The organism is Brevundimonas sp. UBA6550, from assembly GCF_002434505.1.
In the GTDB taxonomy this organism is placed as follows: domain Bacteria; phylum Pseudomonadota; class Alphaproteobacteria; order Caulobacterales; family Caulobacteraceae; genus Brevundimonas.
The window spans coordinates 754,318-776,226 of record NZ_DJKE01000012.1 but is presented as its reverse complement, the minus strand read 5'-3'; the positions used below and the strand labels follow the sequence as shown (position 1 = coordinate 776,226).

The 21,909-nt window shown below is 68.9% G+C and carries 17 protein-coding genes; 8 read left to right on the top strand and 9 right to left on the bottom strand.

Annotated elements, in window-relative coordinates; all coding sequences use genetic code 11:
* Nucleotides 1-16: 16 nt before the first annotated feature.
* Entirely contained in the window at nt 17-1,246 is a 1,230-nt protein-coding gene (locus tag B3Z70_RS17075; protein ID WP_292019820.1) for an NAD-dependent epimerase/dehydratase family protein, read from the bottom strand.
* 356 nt (nt 1,247-1,602) lie between these two features.
* On the opposite strand from B3Z70_RS17075, the gene B3Z70_RS17070 reads away from it, so the two are divergent.
* From B3Z70_RS17070 to B3Z70_RS17055, 4 genes are all read left to right on the top strand, one after another.
* Nucleotides 1,603-2,580 carry a DUF4167 domain-containing protein gene (locus B3Z70_RS17070; protein ID WP_292045951.1) on the top strand — a complete coding sequence of 326 codons (978 nt, stop codon included), beginning with the start codon at nt 1,603-1,605 and terminating at the stop codon, nt 2,578-2,580.
* Nucleotides 2,581-2,650: 70 nt separating this feature from the next.
* Nucleotides 2,651-3,961 carry a hybrid sensor histidine kinase/response regulator gene (locus tag B3Z70_RS17065; protein WP_292045950.1) on the top strand — a complete coding sequence of 437 codons (1,311 nt, stop codon included), beginning with the start codon at nt 2,651-2,653 and terminating at the stop codon, nt 3,959-3,961.
* Nucleotides 3,962-4,002: 41 nt separating this feature from the next.
* On the top strand, nt 4,003-4,719 hold the full coding sequence (locus tag B3Z70_RS17060; RefSeq protein ID WP_292045949.1) for a DUF4893 domain-containing protein: 717 nt from the start codon (nt 4,003-4,005) through the stop codon (nt 4,717-4,719).
* Nucleotides 4,720-4,782: 63 nt separating this feature from the next.
* A complete protein-coding gene (locus B3Z70_RS17055; protein ID WP_292045948.1) occupies nt 4,783-5,547 on the top strand; it encodes a DUF4893 domain-containing protein in 765 nt (254 codons plus the stop codon).
* Nucleotides 5,548-5,787: 240 nt separating this feature from the next.
* Here the strand turns inward: B3Z70_RS17055 and B3Z70_RS17050 are convergent, their stop codons facing one another.
* The 3 genes from B3Z70_RS17050 to B3Z70_RS17040 form a co-directional block, all read right to left on the bottom strand.
* The gene (locus tag B3Z70_RS17050; RefSeq protein WP_292045947.1) at nt 5,788-6,243 is read right to left on the bottom strand and encodes a hypothetical protein; all 456 of its coding nucleotides are present in this window, start codon (nt 6,241-6,243) and stop codon (nt 5,788-5,790) included.
* A 106-nt stretch (nt 6,244-6,349) separates the two neighbouring features.
* On the bottom strand, nt 6,350-8,002 hold the full coding sequence (locus B3Z70_RS17045; protein ID WP_292045946.1) for a serine hydrolase: 1,653 nt from the start codon (nt 8,000-8,002) through the stop codon (nt 6,350-6,352).
* A 46-nt stretch (nt 8,003-8,048) separates the two neighbouring features.
* The gene (locus B3Z70_RS17040) at nt 8,049-9,935 is read right to left on the bottom strand and encodes a BCCT family transporter (protein WP_292045945.1); all 1,887 of its coding nucleotides are present in this window, start codon (nt 9,933-9,935) and stop codon (nt 8,049-8,051) included.
* A 160-nt stretch (nt 9,936-10,095) separates the two neighbouring features.
* Between B3Z70_RS17040 and B3Z70_RS17035 the strand changes: the two genes are divergently transcribed.
* Together B3Z70_RS17035 and clpB are read left to right on the top strand one after the other, a co-directional pair.
* Nucleotides 10,096-12,339 (top strand): TonB-dependent receptor domain-containing protein, encoded by a 2,244-nt coding sequence (locus B3Z70_RS17035; protein WP_292045944.1) that lies wholly within the window; start codon nt 10,096-10,098, stop codon nt 12,337-12,339.
* A gap of 142 nt (nt 12,340-12,481) precedes the next feature.
* A complete protein-coding gene (clpB, locus tag B3Z70_RS17030; RefSeq protein WP_292045943.1) occupies nt 12,482-15,070 on the top strand; it encodes an ATP-dependent chaperone ClpB in 2,589 nt (862 codons plus the stop codon).
* A 196-nt stretch (nt 15,071-15,266) separates the two neighbouring features.
* Here the strand turns inward: clpB and B3Z70_RS17025 are convergent, their stop codons facing one another.
* The gene (locus B3Z70_RS17025; RefSeq protein WP_292045942.1) at nt 15,267-15,623 is read right to left on the bottom strand and encodes an endonuclease domain-containing protein; all 357 of its coding nucleotides are present in this window, start codon (nt 15,621-15,623) and stop codon (nt 15,267-15,269) included.
* 250 nt (nt 15,624-15,873) lie between these two features.
* Complete coding sequence (gene prmC / locus B3Z70_RS17020) at nt 15,874-16,785, bottom strand: peptide chain release factor N(5)-glutamine methyltransferase (RefSeq protein ID WP_292045941.1); 912 nt, start codon at nt 16,783-16,785, stop codon at nt 15,874-15,876.
* A 77-nt stretch (nt 16,786-16,862) separates the two neighbouring features.
* On the opposite strand from prmC, the gene B3Z70_RS17015 reads away from it, so the two are divergent.
* Nucleotides 16,863-18,143 carry a YihY/virulence factor BrkB family protein gene (locus tag B3Z70_RS17015; RefSeq protein WP_292045940.1) on the top strand — a complete coding sequence of 427 codons (1,281 nt, stop codon included), beginning with the start codon at nt 16,863-16,865 and terminating at the stop codon, nt 18,141-18,143.
* A gap of 8 nt (nt 18,144-18,151) precedes the next feature.
* Here B3Z70_RS17015 and hslU read toward each other — a convergent pair whose 3' ends face one another.
* Nucleotides 18,152-19,453, bottom strand: coding sequence for an ATP-dependent protease ATPase subunit HslU (gene hslU / locus B3Z70_RS17010; RefSeq protein ID WP_292019485.1), 1,302 nt, complete (start codon nt 19,451-19,453; stop codon nt 18,152-18,154).
* Nucleotides 19,454-19,510: 57 nt separating this feature from the next.
* Nucleotides 19,511-20,509: a DUF2268 domain-containing putative Zn-dependent protease gene (locus B3Z70_RS17005; protein WP_292019483.1), complete on the bottom strand. Its 999-nt coding sequence runs from the start codon at nt 20,507-20,509 to the stop codon at nt 19,511-19,513.
* Nucleotides 20,510-20,665: 156 nt separating this feature from the next.
* Here B3Z70_RS17005 and B3Z70_RS17000 point away from each other — a divergent pair, with 156 nt between their 5' ends.
* On the top strand, nt 20,666-21,196 hold the full coding sequence (locus B3Z70_RS17000; protein WP_292019481.1) for a GNAT family N-acetyltransferase: 531 nt from the start codon (nt 20,666-20,668) through the stop codon (nt 21,194-21,196).
* A gap of 67 nt (nt 21,197-21,263) precedes the next feature.
* Here the strand turns inward: B3Z70_RS17000 and ppa are convergent, their stop codons facing one another.
* Entirely contained in the window at nt 21,264-21,821 is a 558-nt protein-coding gene (ppa, locus tag B3Z70_RS16995) for an inorganic diphosphatase (RefSeq protein WP_248121224.1), read from the bottom strand.
* Nucleotides 21,822-21,909: the final 88 nt, after the last annotated feature.

The following is a 21,909-nucleotide window of genomic DNA, read 5'->3' as shown; positions in this document are numbered from 1 at the left end:
CTCGGGCGGCGAAAGATCAGGCGGACAGGGCTTGGGCGGGGGCGGCGACGGCCGGCGCTCCGTCGTTTTGCAGCGCCTCGGCGCGGCGTTGGTTCCAGGCCGAGACGCACGGCACCCGAGCCAGATCGGCGCGGTCGGCGTAGCGGCGGGCGATGTCGGTCACGTCCTGCATCAGCCCCTCGGCCAGGGTGATGGGCTTCAGCCCCAGTTCGCGGAACTGGTCGTTGGCGACCACCAGATCGTTCTCGTCGGCCTCCTGGCGCGGATTGGGCAGGTTGCGGATCTCGGCGCCGGTCATGTCGGCGACCATCCGGGCCAGGTCGCGCACCCGGCGGCTCTCGGTCATCTGGTTCAGGATCTTGACCCGCTCGCCCCGACGCGGCGGGTTCTTCAGCGCCAGTTCGACGCAGCGCACCGTGTCCTGGATGTGGATGAAGGCCCGCGTCTGGCCGCCCGATCCATGCACGGTCAGCGGATGGCCCAGGGCCGCCTGCATCAGAAAGCGGTTCAGCACCGTGCCGTAGTCGCCGTCATAGTCGAAGCGGTTGATCAGCCGTTCGTCCATTCGGGTCTCGCGCGTCTGTGCGCCCCAGACGATGCCCTGATGCAGGTCGGTGATCCGCAGCTGGTCGTTCCTGGCGTAGAACTGGAACAGCAGGGCGTCCTGGGTCTTGGTCATGTGATAGATGCTGCCCGGATTGGGCGGGAACAGGATCTCCTGCTCGGCCGGGCCCTGGTCGGTGTCCACCGTCACCTTCAGATAGCCCTCGGGAATGCGCAGGCCCGCGGTGCCGTAGCCATAGACCCCCATGGTCCCCAGGTGCGCCAGATGAACGTCCAGACCGCTCTCCACGATGGCGGCCAGCAAATGGTTGGTGGCGTTGATGTTGTTGTCGACGGTGTAGAGCTTGTGCCGCGCCGACTTCATCGAATAGGGGGCCGCCCGCTGCTCGGCGAAATGAACCACGCTGTCGGGCGCCAGATCGCGGATCAGGGCGACCAGACGGTCGAACTCCTTGCCCACCGTCATGTTGACGAAGCCGATGTCGCGGCCGGACACCGCCTTCCAAGCCTTGATCCGCTCGCCCATGGTGCGGATGGGCGTCAGGGACTGGATCTCCAGCTCGTTGTCGATGTTGCGGCGGCTGAGGTTGTCGACGACGGTGACGTCCCAACCTTCGGCCGACAGATGCAGGGCCGTCGGCCAGCCGCAGAAACCGTCGCCGCCCAGAACCAGAACGCGCATGGATAGATAGCCTCTTCGTCGTCTCGAAGGTCATGCCTAGCCCAGCGGAGCGGTCGCGGCAAAGCGCGGCTGTTAAAGACGCGGTGCGACGCTTTGACGAATCCCCCTTGGAAAGGCGCCGCGCACGGGTTAAGTCTGGCCTGTCTCCCACTCAAACGCAGCTTTACGGGCGCATACCCGGCTGTTCGCGGCTTGAGCCGATCATGACGGTCGGTCCCGAAAGGACCGGCGCACCATGCGGGCGACAAGGCATTCCGACAGATCGACAATCGGGGATCGGCCCCGAGCGAGACGGAACCCAGAAACGGACGAACCCGGCCAACGGCCTGGCCTCGTCCCTGCACACGGTAGCGCGAATGAGAGATTTCAAGGGCATGAAGCGTCAGCGCGGACGCAATCGGAACAAGGCGGGCGCCAACAACGCCAACAACGCCAATCCGAATCGTTCGTGGGATTCGCAAGGCCCCGAAAACATCAAGGTCCGGGGCAACGCCCAGACCGTCTACGAACGCTATCAGCAGCTGGCCCGCGACGCGGCGTCCGGCGGCGACCGGGTGCTGGCCGAAAACTATCAGCAGCACGCCGAACACTATTACCGCGTGCTGCGCGCGCTTCAGCCCCAGCGGTCCTTCTCGGACATCGCCGCGCGCGAACAGTCGAACCAGGGCTTCGACATCGATTTCGAGGACGAATCGGGCGCCCAGGCCGCCGCCTTCGTCGCCGCCCAGCAGGCGGCCGACCGCCAGGCGCAGGAAGCCGCCGAGCGCGCCGAGCAGAACCAGAATCAGCCGCGCGACCGTGATCGTGACCGCGACTACAACCGCGACCGGGATCGGGACCGGGACCGCGATCAGAACCGTGAACCCCGCGAACAGCGTGAACCCCGCGAACCCCGCGAGCCGCGTGAAGACGGCGAGGCCCGCGCAGAGGGCGAGGGCGGCGGTCGTCGCGAAAGCCGCCGCGAACGCTGGGAGCGTCGCCGCGAGGAACGCAACCGCCGCTTCGACAACCGCGAGGAGGGCGTCGAGGACGTCGCCGCCCGCGCCGAGGGCGAAGCCGCCCCGACCGACGCGCCCGCCATCGAAAGCCCCGCCGTGGAACCGGCTGCGGAGGTCGCCGCCGAGCCTGCCGCCGACGCCCGTCCCGCCCGCCGCCCGCGTCGCACCGCCGCCGCCGCGTCGGACGAGGGCGAGGCCCCGACCGCTCTTCCGGGCTTCCTGACCCGCGCGCCGGCCGCCGCCGCCCCCGCCGTTTCGACGGAAGGCGAGGCCGAGGCTCCCGTCCGCCGTCGCGCCCCGCGTCGCAAGACCGAGGCCGCCGTCAGCGAGGACTGACGACAACTCAAGCGGGCGTTTTACCCTATCGCAACTCTGACGTGTCATCCTTGGCGCGTGGGAGAGCGTCATGGATATCGTCTTGTGGGTTTTGTCCCTGGCCTTGTCGGGGACCTGCGCGGGCATCTGGCTGTGGCTTCGCGCCCATCGCGCGACCGAGAGCCTGACCCGGGACAGGGACCAGCTGGCGCATCGGTTGGCCCAGGCCGCCGAGGCCCAGCGCCAGGCCCTGGCCGTCGTCGAGGCCGAGGTTCGCCGCCTGACCGCCGAGGACGCCGCCAAGGGCGAGGTGATCCAGGCCCTGACGCGCGAACTTCGCACGCCCCTGACCACCATCATGGGTTTCGCCCAGCTGCTGCGCACCCATGCCGAGGCCGAGCGGCTGACGACGCGCCAGTCGCAGGGCCTGCGTCAGATCGAGGCCGCCGGCGGGGTCCTGCTGGCCCTGATCGAGGAGGCCGACGAGTTCGTCGCCTCGGGCGACGCCCGCGCCGCGGCCTTCCTCCAGCGGGTCGATCTGCGCCTGGCTCTCCGCCAGGTCTGCGACGGACTGGAGCCGCAGGCGAAGACGGCGGGGGCGACCCTGAGCTGTCCAGAGGCCGAGGCGGGTCTGATCGTAATGGCCGATCCGGTCCACGTCCGGCGCATCCTGCGCAGGCTGGTCGCCAACGCCCTGCATCATTCGCAGCCCGGCGCGACGGTGCGGATGACGGCGGCCCGTCAGGGGGACCGGGTGACGGTCGATGTCCACGATCCCGCCCGCTCGCCCGACGCGGCGACCGCCCGGCCATTCCAGCCGCTGGACGGACAGGACGCGCGCGGCGGCACGATGCTGGGCCTCGGTGCGGCGCAACGGCTGGCCGAGCGGATGGGCGGACGTCTGGACGCCGCGCGCGACGCCTGGGGCGCGACGACCTTCTCCTTCACCCTCCCGGCGGCCGGGGCGGATCTGACGGCGATGGATCGCCCGCAGGCCACGGCGCTCTATGTCGAGGACAACCCGGCCAATGTCGCCCTGATGCGTCAGGCGGCCGAAGCGATGGGGCTGACGCTGCACGCCGCGACCACGGGGCCGGAGGGGCTGGATCTGGCGCGCGCCCTGAGGCCGGACGTGATCCTGCTGGACCTGGGCCTTCCCGGCCTGGACGGCTATGCGGTCAAGGCGGCGCTGGACGCCGATCCGCTCACGCGCGACATTCCCGTGATGGCCGTGACCGGGGCCGTCGCGCCGTCGGATCGGCGGCGCGGACGGGCGGCCGGCTTCGACGCCTATCTGACCAAGCCGCTTGACCTCAACGCCCTGGCGGACGCCCTGTCGCGCCTTCTGTCGCAGCCTCGGACAAGCGACGGCCTTGACGCGGACCGGCGTCAAAGGGCCTAAGGGACCGATCTCGCCCCAGGTCCGCCCAAGGTCAGCGTTCGATGCGTCAGTTCGTCCGGTTGGTTTCGTCCCGTCTTCGCGCCCGCGCCTGCTCGCGCCTGGCCGTGCTGGGCGGGGCGGCGACCCTGGCCGCCTGCGCCGCGACCCCGCCGCCGCCGCCTCCGCCGCCTCCGCCGCCCGCATCGACGGGCGCGCCAGGCGCGGCGACCCTGATGGACTGGCGCGGCGTCATCACCTCGGGCGACCGCGACCGTTATCGCCGCGTGGACGCCGCCTGGACTCTGGCCCTGCAGCAGGCGCATCGCCAGCCCGGATCGGGCGATCTGAACGGGCTGGGCGACCTGATCCAGCCCAAGGCCGCCCGGCCCGGCGTCACGCCCCCGCCCGGCGACTATCGCTGCCGCACCGTCAAACTGGGGTCGCAGGGCGGCGAGGACGGGCTGGGCTATGTCGTCTATGGCTGGTTCGCCTGCCGCATCGAACAGACGCCGCGCGGGCTGAAGTTCTCCAAACTGACCGGCTCGCAGCGCCCGTCCGGCCTGCTGTTCCCCGAGAACGACCGCCACATGGTGATGCTGGGTTCGCTGGCCCTGGCCCAGGAGCCGGCGGCCAACTCCTATGGCCGCAATCCCGAGCGCGATCTGGTCGGGGTGCTGGAGCGGATCGGAGAGGCGCGCTGGCGGCTGGTCCTGCCCTGGCCGCAGAACGAATCGAACCTGGATCTGATCGAACTGGTCCCCGGCCGTCCCTCGGCCTGAGCTTCAAGGCTGAACCGGGGGCCAGCCGCCGCGTTTCCTTCCTCGCAATCGAAGGAGACGTCCATGCGCCCCACCTCGTTGATCCTGTCCCTGACCACGGCGACAGCCTTGTCCGCCGCCCTGGCGGCCTGTGGCGACAACCGGCCGGCGGGGCCGGCCGAGACCTCGCCCGCCGTGTCCGCGCCCGCCGCCGGCGTCCCGCCCCAGGCCGCGCCGGAGGCGACGGCGACGCCGCAGCAGCAGGAGGCCGCGACGCCTGACGCCTCGGCAGGCGGCGGCATGCAGGGCGGAACCGACGACTGGCGCAAGGTCGCCAAGCCAGCCGACGCCTCCGCGCTGGGTCGGATGGACGAGGCCTGGCGGCTGGCCCGCGCCGAGGCCGAGAAGGGCGGGTTCTCGCGTCAGGTGGAGGCCCTGGGGCCGCTGGCCGATCCCAATGCGGGCCAGAGCGGCCGCCTGCAGCCTGCGCCCGGAACCTATCGCTGCCGCACGATCAAGATGGGCAGCCGCGACGGGGGCGGTCTGGCCTATGTCGACTATCCCTGGTTCGCCTGTTCGGTCGAGTTGACGCCGGGCGGCGATCTGATCCTGAGCAAGACCACCGGCTCGCAGCGGACGCAGGGGCTGCTCTATCCCGACACGGACCGTCGCCTGGTCTATGTCGGCGCCCAGGCCTGGGGGGACGAGGCGACCTACCCCCGCTATGGCCAGACGGCCGAGCGCGACCAGCTGGGCGTGCTGGAGCGGATCGGCCAGAACCGCTGGCGCCTGGTCGTCCCCTGGCCCAAGCAGGAGGCCAAGCTGGAGCTGCTGGAAATCGTGCGCTAGGTCCGCCCGACATGCTTTCGGACAGGCTACCCTGTTCGTCATTCCGGGGCTGAGCGGAGCGAAGAACCCGGACCCGAAGGGCGGCGCGCAGCAGTCAACCCAGGGCCTCACATGAACTGCTAGACGCGCCTTAAGCCTGAGGCGCGCCTCCTGGGTTCCGGGTTCGTCCTTCGGAGGCCCCGGAATGACGTCATCAAGCCGAATGTCGATCAAACCAAGCTCGCCGGGCCTCATTGCCGATCAGCGCGCCCCGGTCGCGCGGGCGATGGCGGCGCGCATGCCCTCGGCGTGAAGGGCGCCGGACGGGGCGATCTTGGTGTTGGGCGTCTCGGCCGGGCCGGTGTTGGCGGTGCGGTCGTCCGGCCCGGTCCAGCGGGGCGTCTCAGCCTTTTGCGCCACGGCCTTGCGCAGATTGGCGGCGGCGGATCGGCCGTCCTTGCGCGCCGCCATCTCGTCGGCGACGCGGGCGATCGCCTCGGTCAGGATCGCCTTCTTGTCGCGCGCGCCCGTATCCGGCCCGTCGCGGCCGTCGCGGACCCGGGTTCGGATCTGACGTTGCACCCGGTCGCGGCGCGCGCGCAGCCGTCCGATCAGGTCTCGCATTTCGGCCGGTCCGTGGTCGGCCAGGGCCTTGGACTGTTCCACCATCTGCGCTTCGTCGCGGTCGAGCGCGCGGGGGTTCTGGGTCTTGGACATGACGGTCTCCCTTCGGATTGATGGGAAGACAGCGCCTGGTTCCCGGGCCCCGTTCCGGGTTTGCGACCCTGGGTCACAGGGCCGCCCGGCGACCCTCAGGCCCGCGTCAGACCCGCGTCAGGCGCAGATCCTGATAGTCGTAGCTGAAGTCGATGTCGGGGCTGACCCCCTTCATCGTCGCCGTCGCGGGCTTGGCCGTTTGGATGGCGAAGGTGACGAAGGCGTCCTCCTCGCGCTTGTCCGGGAAACGGGTGCGGAAGGTCTCGCCGTCGTACGGCTCCAGCCAGCCCTGAAGCGCAGGGGTGTGGGTGAAACGCAGCCACAGGCCGCTCTTTCGGTTGCGGCCCCGGCCCTCGGTGCGCGGTTCGATGAGGATGTCGCCGTACCAGGGGTCGCGCCAGGTTCCGGCATAGGCGTCCAGCGGCATGGCGGGCGGGGCGCCGGCGCGCTGCTTGGCGTCGATCTCGACGGCGGCGGCCTGGGACTTGGCCTCGCCCTCCTCTTCCAGCTTCTTGGAATCAGCGATCCAGTCGACGTCCACCTTGCCCATGCAGAGATCGGAAATCCCCGAGCGCAGAGCGCGCAGCAGGAAGCTCTCCTCCGCATTGGAGAAGATGCAGAAGCCGGTCTTGCGGCCGGGGATCAGCACCGTCGCCGAAATCCCGCCGGGCGAGCCGCCGCCGTGGCTGGCGATCCGCTCGCCGCGATAATCCTGGACCTGCAGCCCCATGGCGTAGGTCGAGGCGATGGCGCGGTTCGGCAGTTCCGCCGTCGGCCCCGACGACGATCCGACGATGATGTTGGGGCGATACATCTCGCGCGCGGCGTCTTCGGAGAACAGCCGCGATCCGTCCGGCAGCCTGCCCTCGTTCAGGCGCACGGCGATCCATTTGGCCCAGTCGGTCGGGGTGGTGCAGATGCCGCCCGCCGCCGCCGCCGAATCCCAGTTCCAGACTTCGGCGATGGACTGGGCGATCTGGACCATCGGCCCGTGGGTGCGCAACGGCGGCCCGACGCGGGCGTGGGGCAGGGCCGAGCGGCCGGCGTCCGCCAGACGCGCCAGCGGGACCGTCTCGGTCATGCCGACCTTGTCCAGGATGCGGGTCTGGATAAAGGCCTCCCACGTCATGCCCGACACCGCCTCCAACACCGCGCCCGCGACCACGAACATCAGGTTGCAGTAGTGATAGCGCGCCCTGAACCCGTCCTCGATCGGCACGAAGGCGGCCTGGGCCAACACCTCGGCGCGGGTGCGGTCCGAGTTTGGCCAGAACAGCAGGTCGCCCGCGCCCAGGCCGAACCCGGCCCGGTGGCTCAGCGTGTCGCGCACGGTGATGTGTTCGCCGATATAGGGGTCGGACAGTTTGAAGTCGGGCAGATAGGTTTTGACGGGTTCGTCCCATTTCACCTTGCCCTCGTCGACCAGAATGGCCAGGGCGGCGGCGGTGACGTTCTTGGTGTTGGACGCAATGGCGAACACGGTGTGCTCGTCTGCCCGCGCCGGCCTGCCCTGCACCTTGACGCCGTATCCCCGCGCCAGGATGGTCGCCCCGTCCTTGACGACGGCGACGCCCAGGGCCGGCTGATCGGGCCAGGCGGCCATGCATTTCGCCACATAGGCGTCCACCGCCTGAGCCAGCGCGGCGTCGTCGTTCGCCGCCGACGTCTGAGCCCCCGTTTGGGCGAACGCCGGCTGCGCCGCCAGCGCTGCTGCGCCGCCCGAAGCGAACAGGGACCGGCGCGAAAGGCGAATGGACATGGCGAACTCCGACGAAGACCCCGCGACGCTAGCGCCCCATGTCGGCTTACGCCAGTCGCCAGCCCTGCAGCTTGTCCAGGACGTCGGCGACGATCTGGCTCTGGGTGAAGCCGGTGATGTCGTGGGGGCGTTCGCCGGCGCCGGTCTGGGCGGTCAGGCGCCATTCCAGAGGGCGGCGGCCGACGGGGGCGTCGCGCTGGGTGATGGCGGGGCGGGCGCGGGATCGGGCGCCCAGCCGATACATGAACACCCGGTCGGCGTGGCGGATCGTCAGCCAGGCGGCGGCGTCGTCGCGACCGATCTCGGCGTCGGAATCCTCGGCGCCCAGGGCGGCGTACACCGTCTCCAGCGCGGGCAGGCCCTGGCGTTCGATCTCCTTCAGGATGTCGCTGCGGCTGGCCGGCGTCATGATCCGCTTCAGCTGTTGCGACAGGGGCGCGGCCTCGGTCGTCAGGGTCTCGCCGGTCAGATCGGCGTTCATCTGGCGGAACAGGCCGAACACCAACAGGATCATGATGATGCAGAAGGGCAGGGCGGCCACCAGGGTCGCGGCCTGCAAGGCCCCCAGGCCGCCGGCCAGCAGCAGCAGGGCCGCCGCCGCCCCCTGCATGACGCACCAGTAGATCCGTTGCCAGCGCGGGGTGTCGTCGGCCCCGCCCGAGGCGAGGGTGTCGATCACCAGAGACCCTGAATCGGCCGAGGTCACGAAGAAGACCCCCACCAGCAGGATCGCCAGGGTCGAGGTGAACAGGGTCCCCGGCAGCTGTTCGAAGAAGTGGAACATGGCCGTGGACAGATCGGCCTGCACCGCCTGGGAAATCGCGCCCGCCGCCTGGCCCATGTCATAGGCCATGGCCGTATTGCCGAAGACCGTCATCCACAGGAAGGTGAAGCCGGTTGGCACCAGCAGCACCCCGACCACGAATTCGCGCACCGTGCGCCCGCGCGAGATGCGGGCGATGAACATGCCCACGAACGGCGACCAGGCGATCCACCAGGCCCAGTAGAACAGGGTCCAGTCCGCCATCCAGGCGCGCGGCTCATAGGCGTACAGGGTGAAGGTGCGCTGGAAGAAGTGGTCCAGATACAGGCCGAAATTCTGCACCAGCGCCCGCAGCAGGAACAGGGTCGGCCCCGCGAACAGGACGAACAGCATCAGACAGACCGCCAGGATCAGGTTCAGCTCCGACAGTCGCCGGACGCCCTTTTCGACGCCCGACAGCACCGACAGGGTCGCGATCCCCATCACCGCCACGATCAGCCCGACCTGGATCAGCACCGTATTGGGAATGCCGAAGACATAGTTCAGGCCCGCCGACATCTGGGCCACGCCCAGCCCTAGCGAGGTGGCGATGCCGAACAGGGTGCCGCAGATGGCGAAGATGTCGACCGCATCGCCGATCGGCCCATTGATCCGCTTGCCCAGCAGGGGGAACAGGCCCGACCGCATGGTCAGGGGCAGGCCCTTGCGGTGCGCGAAATAGGCCAGGCTGAGCCCCACCACCGCATAGATGGCCCAGGCGTGGACGCCCCAGTGGGTGAAGGTGATGACCATGGCCTCGCGCGCGGCCTTGACCGTGCCGGGCGCCTCGTCGGGCGGGGCGATATAGTGCTGCACCGGCTCGGCGACGGCGAAATACATCAGGCCGATGCCCATGCCCGCCGCGAACAGCATGGCCAGCCACGACAGATAGGGGAAGTCCGGCTCGGCGTCGTCCGGCCCCAGCTTCAGCCGCCCGGTCGGCCCGACCGCCAGCCAGACGACGGCGCCCAGAAAACCCGCCACGGCCGCGACGTAGAACCAGCCGAAGGTGTCGATCACCCAGGCCTGGGCGTGGCCGAAGATCAGGTCCGAGGTATTGGGCGCCACCAGCGTCATCAGCAGCAGGACGCCCGCGATGGCGCTGGCGCCCCAGAAGACGCGGGGGTTCATCTTTGTGGTCAGCATCGGCCCAAAGCGTATGGCGAAGCTGACGGTTCCCGAGCTTGGCCACGCAGCCGCCTTGTCGATGAAAAAGATGTAACTCGGGCGCACGGGCGCCGACTGATAGTTGCGCGAGAGGAGCGGCGCGAAACGACCGCAGGGGATGCCAATGTCGATCGTCAAACTCGCGCCCGTTCTGGGCGCCGTCCTGGCCCTGCCCGCCGGCGCGGTCCTGGCCCAGACCGCGCCCGGCCAGGCCCCGCGTCCCCAAACGCCCCCGACCCAAACCCAGCCGGCCGCCGCTGATCAGAAGGCACTCGCCAGCGTCGGCGACGTGGTGGTCAACGCCCGCGCCGCGGACGTGCGCACCTCCATCGATTCCATCAGCTACAGCCTGGCCAACGACCTTCAGGCCGTGACCGGCAGCCTGGCCGACGCCCTGCGCAACGTGCCCTCCGTCGATGTGGACCCGGAAGGCAATGTTTCGCTGCGCGGCGACGCCAATGTCACCATTCTGGTCGACGGCCGCCCGTCCGGCATCCTGACCGGCCCCGGTCGCGGCCAGGCGCTGATCCAGTTGCCGGCCAGCCAGTATGCGCGCATCGAGGTCATGACCAATCCCTCCGCCGCCTACAGCCCCGAAGGCTCGGGCGGGGTCATCAATCTGATCACCAAGCCCACGGCGCCCAAGCCGGGAACCCAGACCACCGGCTCGCTGCGGGTCAATGTCGGCGACAACGGCCGCTGGAACACGGGCCTCAGCGGCTCGTATCAGAAGGATCGTCTGACCCTGTCGGGCGATTTCAGCTACCGCGCCGATCCCACCGACATCACCATCCTGCGTCAGCGCGACCAGCGCGATCCGATCACCGGCGCCACGGTTTCCACCACGCGGATGGATCAGGACATCGCCTCCGAGCAGAACGGCGCCTTCGGCCGCCTGACCGCCGAATACAAGCTGGACGACAAGACCCAGCTGACCGGCGAACTGCGCGGCGTCGCCTTCGACGGAAGCGGCACGGGCGGCGGCCTGTTCGAGACGCGCGACGCTGGCGGCGCGGTGACCAGCGCCTATCGCCGCGACGGCGCCTCGGATTTCGACTTCGCCAACTGGGGCGCGACCGCCCGTGTGCTGCGCCGCTTCGACGACGCGGGCCACGAATGGTCCAACGAGCTGCGCTATGACAAGAACAGCAACGACAGCTCGGGCCTGGCCGTCACCAACTATCTGATCCCGGCCGGTCAGGCGCTGTACGAACGCACCGCCAACGCCACCGATCAGGTCAACTGGGGCTTCACCAGCGCCTATACCCGCCCCCTGTCGACCGGCGGCAAGCTGCGCCTGGGCTATGAGCTGAACGACCAGCGCCCGGAACAGCGCACCGACTTCCTGCGCGGACCGTCCGAAGCGGCGGTGGTCCCGGTTCCGGCCCTGAACAATCGGTTCGAGGCGCGCCAGACCGTCCACGCCCTCTACACCACCTATGAGCGGCCGCTGGGCGAGAAGCTGTCGGGCCAGCTGGGTCTGCGGCTGGAGCAGGCCGACATCAGGATCGAGGATCTGACCGGCGGGGCCACGGCGTCCCAGGACTATTTCCGCGCCTATCCGACCGCCCACCTGCAGTATCAGCTGAACCCCGAACAGACCCTGCGCGCCAGCTATTCGCGCCGCATCCAGCGGCCCCAGCCCAGCCAGCTGAACCCCTTCGTCTCCTATCAGGATCCGTTGAACCGGCGCTCGGGCAATCCCGACCTGCAGCCGCAGGAGACGGATTCGTTCGAGGCCATGTGGCAGATGCGCAAGGGCCAGAGCTTCTATCAGGCCACCGCCTATCTGCGCGACACCGACAAGGCCTTCACCGACGTGGCGACCGACATCGGCGGCGGGGTGCTGCTGACCCGGCCCGAGAACCTGGGCTCGCGTCGCGACATCGGCCTGGAGCTGACGGCCAACGGCCGCCTGCACCCGACCCTGCGCTACAACGCCAGCGTCAACGTCTTCCGCCAGGAGATCGACGCCGGGGCCGTGGCGGGCGGCGGCGACCGCGAGGCTGCGCTGGCCAGCGGCCGTCTCAGCCTGAACTGGCAGCCGACGACCAAGGACTTCGTCCAGCTGAGCGGCTTCTGGCAGGGCGACAGCCTGTTGGCCCAGGGCACGCGCGAGGCCGGCGGCATGGTCAATCTGGGCTATCGCAGAAAGCTCAGCGACACCCTGTCGTTCAACTTCACCGGCCGCGACCTGTTCAACTCGTTCAGCAACACGACCGTCTATGACACGCCGCTGTTCAGCGAGCGGAACGAGCAGAAGATCAAGCTGCGCGCCTTCTACGTCGGCCTGACCTGGAACTTCGGCGGCGGCCAGCGTCGTCAGCCCGAACAGTTCGACTTCTCGACCGGCCCATCGGGCGGCTGACGTCCCGCGCGGGCGGGCGCAAATCTCCGCCTGCCGCCCCCTTGTGTGCCTCATCCGCCACACCATCTCGGTTTCACAGACCCGCGTCGTCGCTTCCTGAAAGGGCGTCGCGGGCGGAAATCCGCCTGATGAGGGGACCATTATGAATCTCGAACTCTATTCCGACCGCGCCAAACAGGCCGTCCAGTCAGCCCAGTCGCTGGCCCTGGCCCGCCGCCACCAGCAGTTCGCGCCCGAGCATCTGCTCAAGGTGCTGCTGGAGGAACGCGACGGCCTGGCCCGCAACCTGATCACGGCCGCCGGCGGCGACGCCCGCCGCGCCGAGGCCGATGTCGAAACCGCCCTGAAGAAGCGCGCCCAGGTCACCGGCGGCTCGGGCCAGCTCTATCTGGACGGCGACACCGCCCGCGTCTTCGCCGCCGCCGAGCAAGCTTCCAAGACCGCAGGCGACGCCTTCGTCACCACCGAACGGCTGCTGGCCGCGCTCGCCAGGGAAGGCGGGGTCGCCGCCGAGGTGCTGAAGGCCTCGGGCGTCACGGCCGACAAGCTGGAGGCCGCCATCGCCGAGGTGCGCAAGGGCAAGACCGCCGACAGCGCCGGCGCCGAGGACGGCTATGACGCCCTGAAACGCTACGCCCGCGACCTGACCCTGGCCGCCCGCGACGGCAAGATCGACCCGGTCATCGGCCGCGACGAGGAAATCCGCCGCACCATTCAGGTCCTGGCCCGCCGCACCAAGAACAACCCCGTCCTGATCGGCGAACCCGGCGTGGGCAAGACCGCCATCGTCGAGGGTCTGGCCCTGCGCATCGTCAACGGCGACGTGCCCGAATCCCTGCGCGACAAGACCGTCATGGCCCTGGACATGGGCAGTCTGATCGCGGGCGCCAAATACCGCGGCGAGTTCGAGGAGCGGCTGAAATCCGTCCTGTCCGAGGTCTCTGCGGCCGAGGGCGGGATCATCCTGTTCATCGACGAGATGCACACCCTGGTCGGCGCCGGAAAGGGCGACGGCGCCATGGATGCGTCGAACCTGCTGAAGCCCGCCTTGGCGCGCGGCGAGCTGCACTGCGTCGGCGCGACGACCCTGGATGAATACCGCAAGCACGTCGAAAAGGACGCGGCCCTGGCCCGTCGTTTCCAGCCTGTCTTCGTCGCCGAACCGACGGTGGAGGACACGGTGTCGATCCTGCGCGGCCTGAAGGAGAAGTACGAGGTCCACCACGGCGTGCGCATCTCCGACAGCGCCATCGTCGCCGCCGCGACCCTGTCGAACCGCTACATCACCGACCGCTTCCTGCCGGACAAGGCCATCGACCTGATCGACGAGGCCGCCAGCCGCGTGCGCATGGCCGTGGACTCCAAGCCCGAGGCCCTGGACGAGATCGACCGCCGCCTGGTCCAGCTCAAAATCGAGCGCGAGGCCCTGAAGAAGGAAACCGACACGGCGTCCCAGCATCGTCTGGAAAAGCTGGAGGACGAGATCGCCGATCTGGAAGGTCAGTCCGACGACCTGACCCGCCAATGGAAGGCCGAAAAGGACAAGGTCGGCCAGGGCGCCCAGCTGCGCGAAACCCTGGACCGTTTGCGCCTGGAACTCGCCAACGCCCAGCGCGCCGGCGACCTGGGCCGCGCGTCCGAGATCGCCTACGGCCAGATCCCCCAGATTGAAAAGCAACTCGAAGAAGCCGAGGCTGAGGAAACCAGCGGAAAGGGCCCCCTGACGCCGGAAGTCGTCGACGCCGAACAGATCGCCGCCGTCGTCAGCCGCTGGACCGGCGTGCCGGTCGACAAGATGCTGGAGGGTGAACGCGAAAAACTGCTGCAGATGGAGACGGCGCTCGGCGGCCGCGTGGTGGGTCAGGACGAGGCGCTGGCCGCCGTCTCCGACGCCGTGCGCCGCGCCCGCTCCGGCCTGAACGACCCCAACCGTCCGCTGGGCAGCTTCCTGTTCCTGGGCCCGACCGGCGTGGGCAAGACCGAACTGACCAAGGCGCTGGCCGACTTCCTGTTCGACGACGAGGCGGCCATCACGCGCCTGGATATGTCGGAATATATGGAGAAACACTCGGTCAGCCGCCTGATCGGCGCCCCTCCCGGCTATGTCGGCTATGACGAGGGCGGCGCCCTGACCGAGGCCGTGCGCCGTCGCCCCTATCAGGTCGTCCTGTTCGACGAGGTCGAAAAGGCCCACCCCGACGTCTTCAACGTGCTGCTGCAGGTGCTGGACGACGGCCGCCTGACGGACGGGCAGGGCCGCACCATCGATTTCAGGAACACCCTGATCATCATGACCTCCAACCTGGGCAGCCAGTATCTGGCCGATCAGGGCGAGGGGGATGATGTCGAGGCCGTGCGCCCCTTCGTCATGGAGGCCGTCCGCGCCCACTTCCGGCCCGAGTTCCTGAACCGGATCGACGAGATCATCCTGTTCCACCGCCTGGGCCGCGACCAGATGGGCGGCATCGTCCGCATCCAGCTATCACGCTTCGAAAAGCTGCTCGCCGACCGCCGCCTGACCCTGGACCTGGACGACAGCGCCCTGGCCTGGCTCGCCGACCGCGGCTACGACCCCGCCTATGGCGCGCGGCCGCTGAAGCGGGTGATCCAGAAGGACCTGGTGGACCCGATCGCGCGCAAGCTGCTGGCCGGCGAGATCGAGGACGGCGGGGTGATCGCGGTGACGGCGGGCGAAGGTGGGTTGGAGATCGGGAAGATGCGGGTGCATTGACGGACCCTATCCTTCTCCCATTGGGAGAAGGTGGCCGCGAAGCGGACGGTTGAGGTCGGGTATCGAAGTCGGCGTGAGCCGTCGCAGCGGTCGGGCCGCAGCGGATGGCGGGCGGCGGGCGACCCTCACCCTTTCGCGCAAGGCCGCTCGCTGCGCTCTCGGGCGCTCAAGCCCTCTCCCAATGTGAGAGGGAAGGTTAGAGACCCAGCGTTCTGGCGCGGTCGCGGATGGCGGCGTCGATGCGGGCGGGGTCGGCAAGGGCTTCGGCGTTGGTGAAGCGGATGACGGTCCAGCCCAGCGCCTCGATCGCCTGCTGGCGATAGTGGTCGTTCAACACGACTTCGTCACGCTCATGCACTCCGCCGTCGACCTCGATGACCAGGCGCAGCGGAAGGCAGACGAAATCGACCACGAACCCTCCAACCGGATGCTGGCGACGCACCTTCCAGCCATCGACGGCACCGCCGCGCAGCCGCGTCCATATCCGGTCCTCGGCCAGGCCGCAGATTTGGCGCAGTCCGCGCGAGCGTGGCGTCAGGCGGCTGGTCGTCATGCGCGGCTCCCTTTGTCGGCAGCCATCCCACAGCCGCAGCCCCCTCTGGGCAAGCGAAAGTCGCCAGCCAGCATATCTCCGGTCAAGCGGGCGAACGATTTCAACACCTTGCCGCCGGCCAGCGTCATCTTCCTGCTCACGGTTTCAAACCGTGCGATCCTGTCTTGGCGCGTCCGCATCGAGGAGGGTGGGTTTCAGACGATGTGCACTATTCAGACGGTGTTTTTGTCCGCCGACCGTCTGATCTCGGTCAGTCCTGCGGGATCGGATTGGTGCGCGGGTCCGGGCCGTTGGTGACGACGCGGTCGCGCTCGCCCAGGTCCTTGATGATTTTGACGTCGGTGAAGCCGGCGGCCTGGAACAGTTCCTTGACCTGCGGGCCCTGGTCGAAGCCGATCTCGACGGCGAAGACGCCCAGCGGCTTCAGGATGCGTTTCACCTCGGGCGCCAGGTCGCGGTAAGCCTGCAAGCCGTCCGGCCCGCCGTCCAGGGCCAGATGCGGGTCGTGGTCGCGGACCTCCGGGTCCAGGGTCGCGATATGGTCGGTGGGGATATAGGGCGGGTTGGACAGCACCAGGTCGAAGCTGGCGTCACCGAAGCCCGCGGCCCATTCGGTGCGCAGGAAGACGGCGCGCTCGTTCAGATCCAGGTTGGCGGCGTTCTCCTTGGCCACGGCCAGGGCCTCGGACGAGATGTCGGTGCCGACGCCCTTGGCCGCCGGCCTTTCGCTGAGCAGGGCCAGGAGGATGGCGCCAGAGCCTGTGCCCAGGTCGATGGCCTCGAACGCCTCGTTCCTGGCGAAGGCCAGCATGGCCACGTCCATCAGGGTCTCGGTGTCGGGGCGGGGGCTGAGGACATCGGGGGTGACGTTCAGCATGATCTTCCAGAAGCCCTTCCTGCCGACGATGCGCGAGACGGGCTCGCGCTTCAGCCGGCGCTCGACCATGGCCTCATAGGCGCTCAGCTGGTCGGCGGTGATGGGCCGGTAAGGGTCGGTCAGGATGTCCATGCGGCTGGCGCCGGCGGCGGCCTCCAGCAGCAGGCGGCCGTCGATGGCGGGGCTGTCGATGCGGCCGGTCTTGAGCCGGGCCTGCGCCGCCTTCCAGGCGGTCAGCAGAGTGGGGGCGTCGTTCTCGGGCTTTGGCGTGATCGGGTCGGTCATGGGCGTTGATTGGCCCCAGCCGACGACGATTTCAAGCATTTGCGGAACGCGCGGCCAGCTATACCGTTCGCCTGTCCATGTCCAAGCGCGCCTCGCCCCTGTCCCGTCTGACCGCCGCCGTCTCGGCCCGTTCGCCGCAGCCGCGCGGACGGCCGGCGGGCGGCGGCCTGTGGCGCTATCTGGCGGCGGCGGCCGGGGGGCTGGCGGCGGGCGCGGGCGCGGCGCATCTGATCTACAGCCAGGGGCACAAGGTGGGGGTCGAGCTGCGCGCCCCCCGGCCCGAGGTTCTGCCGCCGCCCCCGCCCACGCCGGCCGATTACGACGCCAAGGAGCCGGGGCGTGGGCGTCTGGCGGACCGTCCGCACCGCATCCCGCGCAAGGGCTGGACCGACATCGTCTGGCGGGCCGGAGCGTCCTATTTCGGCGACCGGGTGGGCTTCGTGGCCGGGGGCGTGACCTTCTTCACCCTGTTGTCGCTGTTCCCGCTGTTGGGGTCGTTCGTGACGCTGTACGGCCTGTTCGCCGATCCGGCCGACGCCTGGGGCCGGCTTCAGTTCCTCTACGCCCTGATGCCCGACAGCATCGCCAAATTCCTGGGCGCCCAGATGCAGCGCCTGGCCGAGAACTCCAGCACCCAGCTGACCCTGACCCTGATCTGGACGCTGGTCCTGTCGCTGTGGGCCGCCAGCGGGGCGGTCAAGATGCTGTTCTACGGGCTGAACGTCGCCTATCACGAGACCGAGAAGCGCAACTTCATCCGCTACAACCTGGTCTGCCTGGCCTTCACCATCGGCGCCTTGATCGCGGTGCTGCTGACGTCGGGTCTGGTGGTGGGCGTGCCGGTGGTGGTGCGTCTGTTCGGGCTGGAGGAGGAGTGGGGCCTGTTCGCCCCCTTGCGCTGGCCCCTGTTGTTCGCCGGCTATGTGCTGGCCCTGATGGGCATCTATCGCTACGGCCCGTGCCGCCAGAACGCGCGTTGGCGCTGGCTGACGCCCGGGGCGATCTTCTCGGCGACGCTGAGCGTCAGCCTGTCGTTGGCGTTCAGCTGGTATCTGAGCCACTTCGTGCGGACCGACAGCTATGGCCCGCTGGCGGCCATGATGGGTTTCCTGCTGTGGACCTGGCTGTCGGTGCAGGTGATCCTGCTGGGCGCCGCGCTGAACGCCGAGATCGAGCATCAGACCGCCGTGGACACCACCACCGGCAAGCCCCGGCCGCTGGGCGAGCGGGGCGCCATGGTCGCCGACAGCGTGGGCGCCCGACGCGGCAACCCCGCCGCCCTGGCCTTCACCCAGCGCCAGGCCGAGGCGGTCGCCGACAAGCTGCTGAAACGCCGCCTGAAGCGGAACGCTCGGTAGGGCGGGGTTCAGAGAATGAACCGGCTCAGGTCCACGTCCTTGGTCAGGGCGTCCATGCGGTCGCGCACGGCCGGGGCGTCGAAGGTGACGGTCTGGCCCGACAGGTCCGACGCCTTGAAGCTGGTCTCCTCCAGCACCCGCTCCAGCACGGTCTGAAGGCGGCGCGCGCCGATGTTCTCGACCGCGCTGTTGGCCGCGACCGCCGCATCGGCCATGGCCTCCACCGCATCGTCGGTGAAGACCAGGGTGACGTCCTCGGTGGCCAACAGGGCCTGGTTCTGACGGATCAGATTGGCCTCCGGCTCGGTCAGAATGCGCTTGAAGTCATCGCGCGTCAGGGCCTTCAGCTCGACCCGGATCGGCAGGCGCCCCTGAAGCTCGGGCAGCAGGTCCGACGGCTTGGCGACGTGGAAGGCGCCCGAGGCGATGAACAGGATGTGGTCGGTCTTCACCGGCCCGTACTTGGTCGAGACGGTGGTGCCCTCGATCAGGGGCAGCAGATCCCGCTGGACCCCTTCACGCGACACGTCGGCGCCGGATGCGCCCTGGCGCGCGGCCACCTTGTCGATCTCGTCCAGGAAGACGATGCCCTCGTTCTGGGCCAGCGACAGGGCCTCGCTGGTCAGGCTGTCCTGGTCCAGCAGCTTGTCGCCCTCCTCGGCGATCAGGGGCGTGGTCGCTTCGCGCACGGTCAGCTTGACGGTCTTGGTGCGCCCGCCGCCCATCTTGCCCAGCATCTCCGACAGGTTCAGCAAACCGACGTTGCCGCCGCCGGGGATGTCCAGCCCCTGGATCGGCGAGGCGTTGTCGGCGAGCGAGATCTCGATCTCCTTGTCGTCCAGTTCGCCGGCGCGCAGCTTCTTTCTGAAACTGTCGCGGGTCGCGGCGCCCGCGCCGGCGCCCACCAAGGCGTCCAGGATGCGGTCCTCCGCGGCGGCCTCGGCCTTGGCCCGCACGTCGCCGCGCTTGCGGTCGCGCACCATGACCAGGGCGCTCTCGACCAGGTCGCGCACGATCTGGTCCACGTCGCGGCCGACGTAGCCGACCTCGGTGAACTTGGTCGCCTCGACCTTCAGGAAGGGCGAACCCGCCAGCTTGGCCAGGCGCCGCGCGATCTCGGTCTTGCCCACGCCGGTCGGCCCGATCATGAGGATGTTCTTGGGCGTCACCTCGTCGCGCAGGTCCGTCGGCACGCGCTTCCTGCGCCAGCGGTTCCTCAGGGCGACGGCGACGGCGCGCTTGGCGTCGTTCTGGCCGACGATGTAGCGATCCAGTTCCGAGACGATCTCGCGGGGGGTCAGTTCAGTCATGCCGACCAGATAGGAGCGCGCGAACCGTTGCGGGAGAGGGCAGGGCGTCGCGGCGCGTCAAATCCCCGATCCGGCGCCCTCTTCCAGATAGCCCGAGGCGTCCACGAAGGCCTGCACCGCCGCCTGATCGGCATAGTCCAGCTCCAGCATCGCCTTGATCGCGGCCGCCTTGTCCGGCGCGCGGTCGTAGTAGCGGCTGGCGATGACATAGCCGACGTAATAGCCCAGGTCGGCCGTGCCGAACGGGTTGTTCACCCCATTGTACAGCCAGCCGCCGAAGTCCGCGCCGTTCATGTCGGCGCGGAAGGCCGCCTTGATCGCCGCATCGTTGGCCGGGCCGTAGGTCACATAGGGCAGTTTCGGCATCCGGCCGGTGGCCTTTTCGGCCACGAAATCGGCGACGCCTTCATAGACCACCTGGGCCAGCAGGGTCTGGCGCTCGCCCCGTTGCTGGGTGTGGACCACCTCGTGCGCAGCCAGCAGGTCAAGGTTCTCCAGCGGATCGCTGGCGAAATAGGTGGTGAAGAAGCGTTTCAGATTGGGCGGCATCTGCGACAGGTCCACGCTGGCGTCGCCTGTGGCCATCTCCACCCCGATCAGCACCTTGTCGTCCAGCGTCGTGCCGGCCGAACGCAGGGCGCCGACCTCGAAATAGACGCCGGCGGGGCGCAGGTCGGGATAGAGTTCGCGCAGTCGCGCCAGATGGATCTCCAGCTTCTCCAGCGCCTGACCCGCCAGGGCCGTGCGCGGACGCACCGTGTCCCAATAGGCCGGATAGGCCCGGATCGCGTCGAGGAAGGTGTCTATCGTATAGCCCTTGGCCTGCATGAAGGCGCCAAGGCCCGGCGTGCCCTGGTCGATGTAGAGCCGTTGGAACAGGTCGCGCTGGCGGGCCGGATCGCTCTCGGCGCGCACGGCGTCATAGGCGGCCCAGAACCGGGCGATGTCGCCGTCGACGACCTGGACCCGCCGCGCCGGGGCGGGCGACTGGGCCAGCACGGGCGCGGACGACAGGACGGCGAGCGCCGCGCAGGCGGCGAACAGGACGTGGCGCATGATGGTCTCCCCCTCCAAGGACCGGCATGGGGACCCAAGCGCCGCCTGGTCTCAAATGAAATCGCTGTAATCCTCGGGCGAAACAGGGGCGTCATGTCGCGTCATGCCGGTCGCATTCCTGCGTTAGGACGGCGCCGACCGAACCGGAGACGACGGATGACATCGATTGAGACGGATCGTCTGATCCTGAGGGACTTTCAGGCGGGCGACGCCGCCGACCTGTTCGCCTATCTGCGCCAGCCCCGCGCCGACTGTTTTGCGTCGATGCGGCTGGCGAACCTGGCGGCCGCCGAGGCCGAGGCGGTCAAGCGCGGTGCAGCCGGGGACTATATCGCCGTCCAGTCCAAGGCCGACGGGCGGGTGATCGGCGACGTCTTCGCCCATTTCGAGGAGCCGGACACTTGGTCCATCGGCTGGAACTTCAACGGCGACGTCGCCGGCAACGGCTATGCCTCAGAGGCGGCGAAGGCCCTGGTCGATCATCTATTCGCCGACCGGGCGGCGCGCCGTCTCTACGCCTATGTCGAGGACGACAATCTGGCGTCCCAGCGGGTCTGCGAGCGGCTGGGGATGCGGCGCGAGGGGCTGTTCCGCGACTTCATCTCGTTCGTGAACGACGCCGCGGGCCAGCCGATCTACGTCAACACCTATCAGTACGCCCTGCTGCGAAGCGAACGGGACGGCTGACGCCCAGCAGAAAGGCGTCCCCCGGATCAGGAGGACGCCTTCGAAACGTCTGCCGATGTCGCCTGGATCAGGCGGCGTTGGCGGCCTTCTTGGCCAGCTTGTCCTGATGGGCCTTCATCCCGGCCTCGATCAGGGCGGCGGCTTCGCCTGCGTCGCCCCAGCCCTTGACCGTGACCGACTTGCCCTTCTCCAGATCCTTGTAGCGGGTGAAGAAGTGCTCGATCTGCTCGATCAGGATGGCCGGCAGCTGACGATAGCTGGCGATCTCGGTGTAATAGGGGTTCAGCTTGTCGACCGGCACGGCCAGGATCTTCTCGTCGCCGCCGGCCTCGTCCACCATCATCAGAACGCCGATGGGGCGCGAGCGGATCACGCAGCCCGGCACGACCGGCGTGGGGTTCAGCACGATCACGTCGCACGGGTCGCCGTCGTCCGACAGGGTGTGCGGAATGAAGCCGTAGTTGCCCGGATAGTACATGGCCGTGTGCAGGAAGCGGTCGACGAACAGGGCCCCCGATTCCTTGTCCATCTCGTATTTCACCGGCAGGCCCCCTTGAGGGATTTCGATGACGACGTTGATGTCCCAGGGGGCGTTCGGACCGACGGGGATGGCGTCCAGGTTCATGGCGGGTCTTTGCTGCGACTGCGAAATTCTGAAAGGCGAAGGGTGATAGGCCGCGCGGGCGCGGACGGCAAGCGCGACCTGTGGCGAA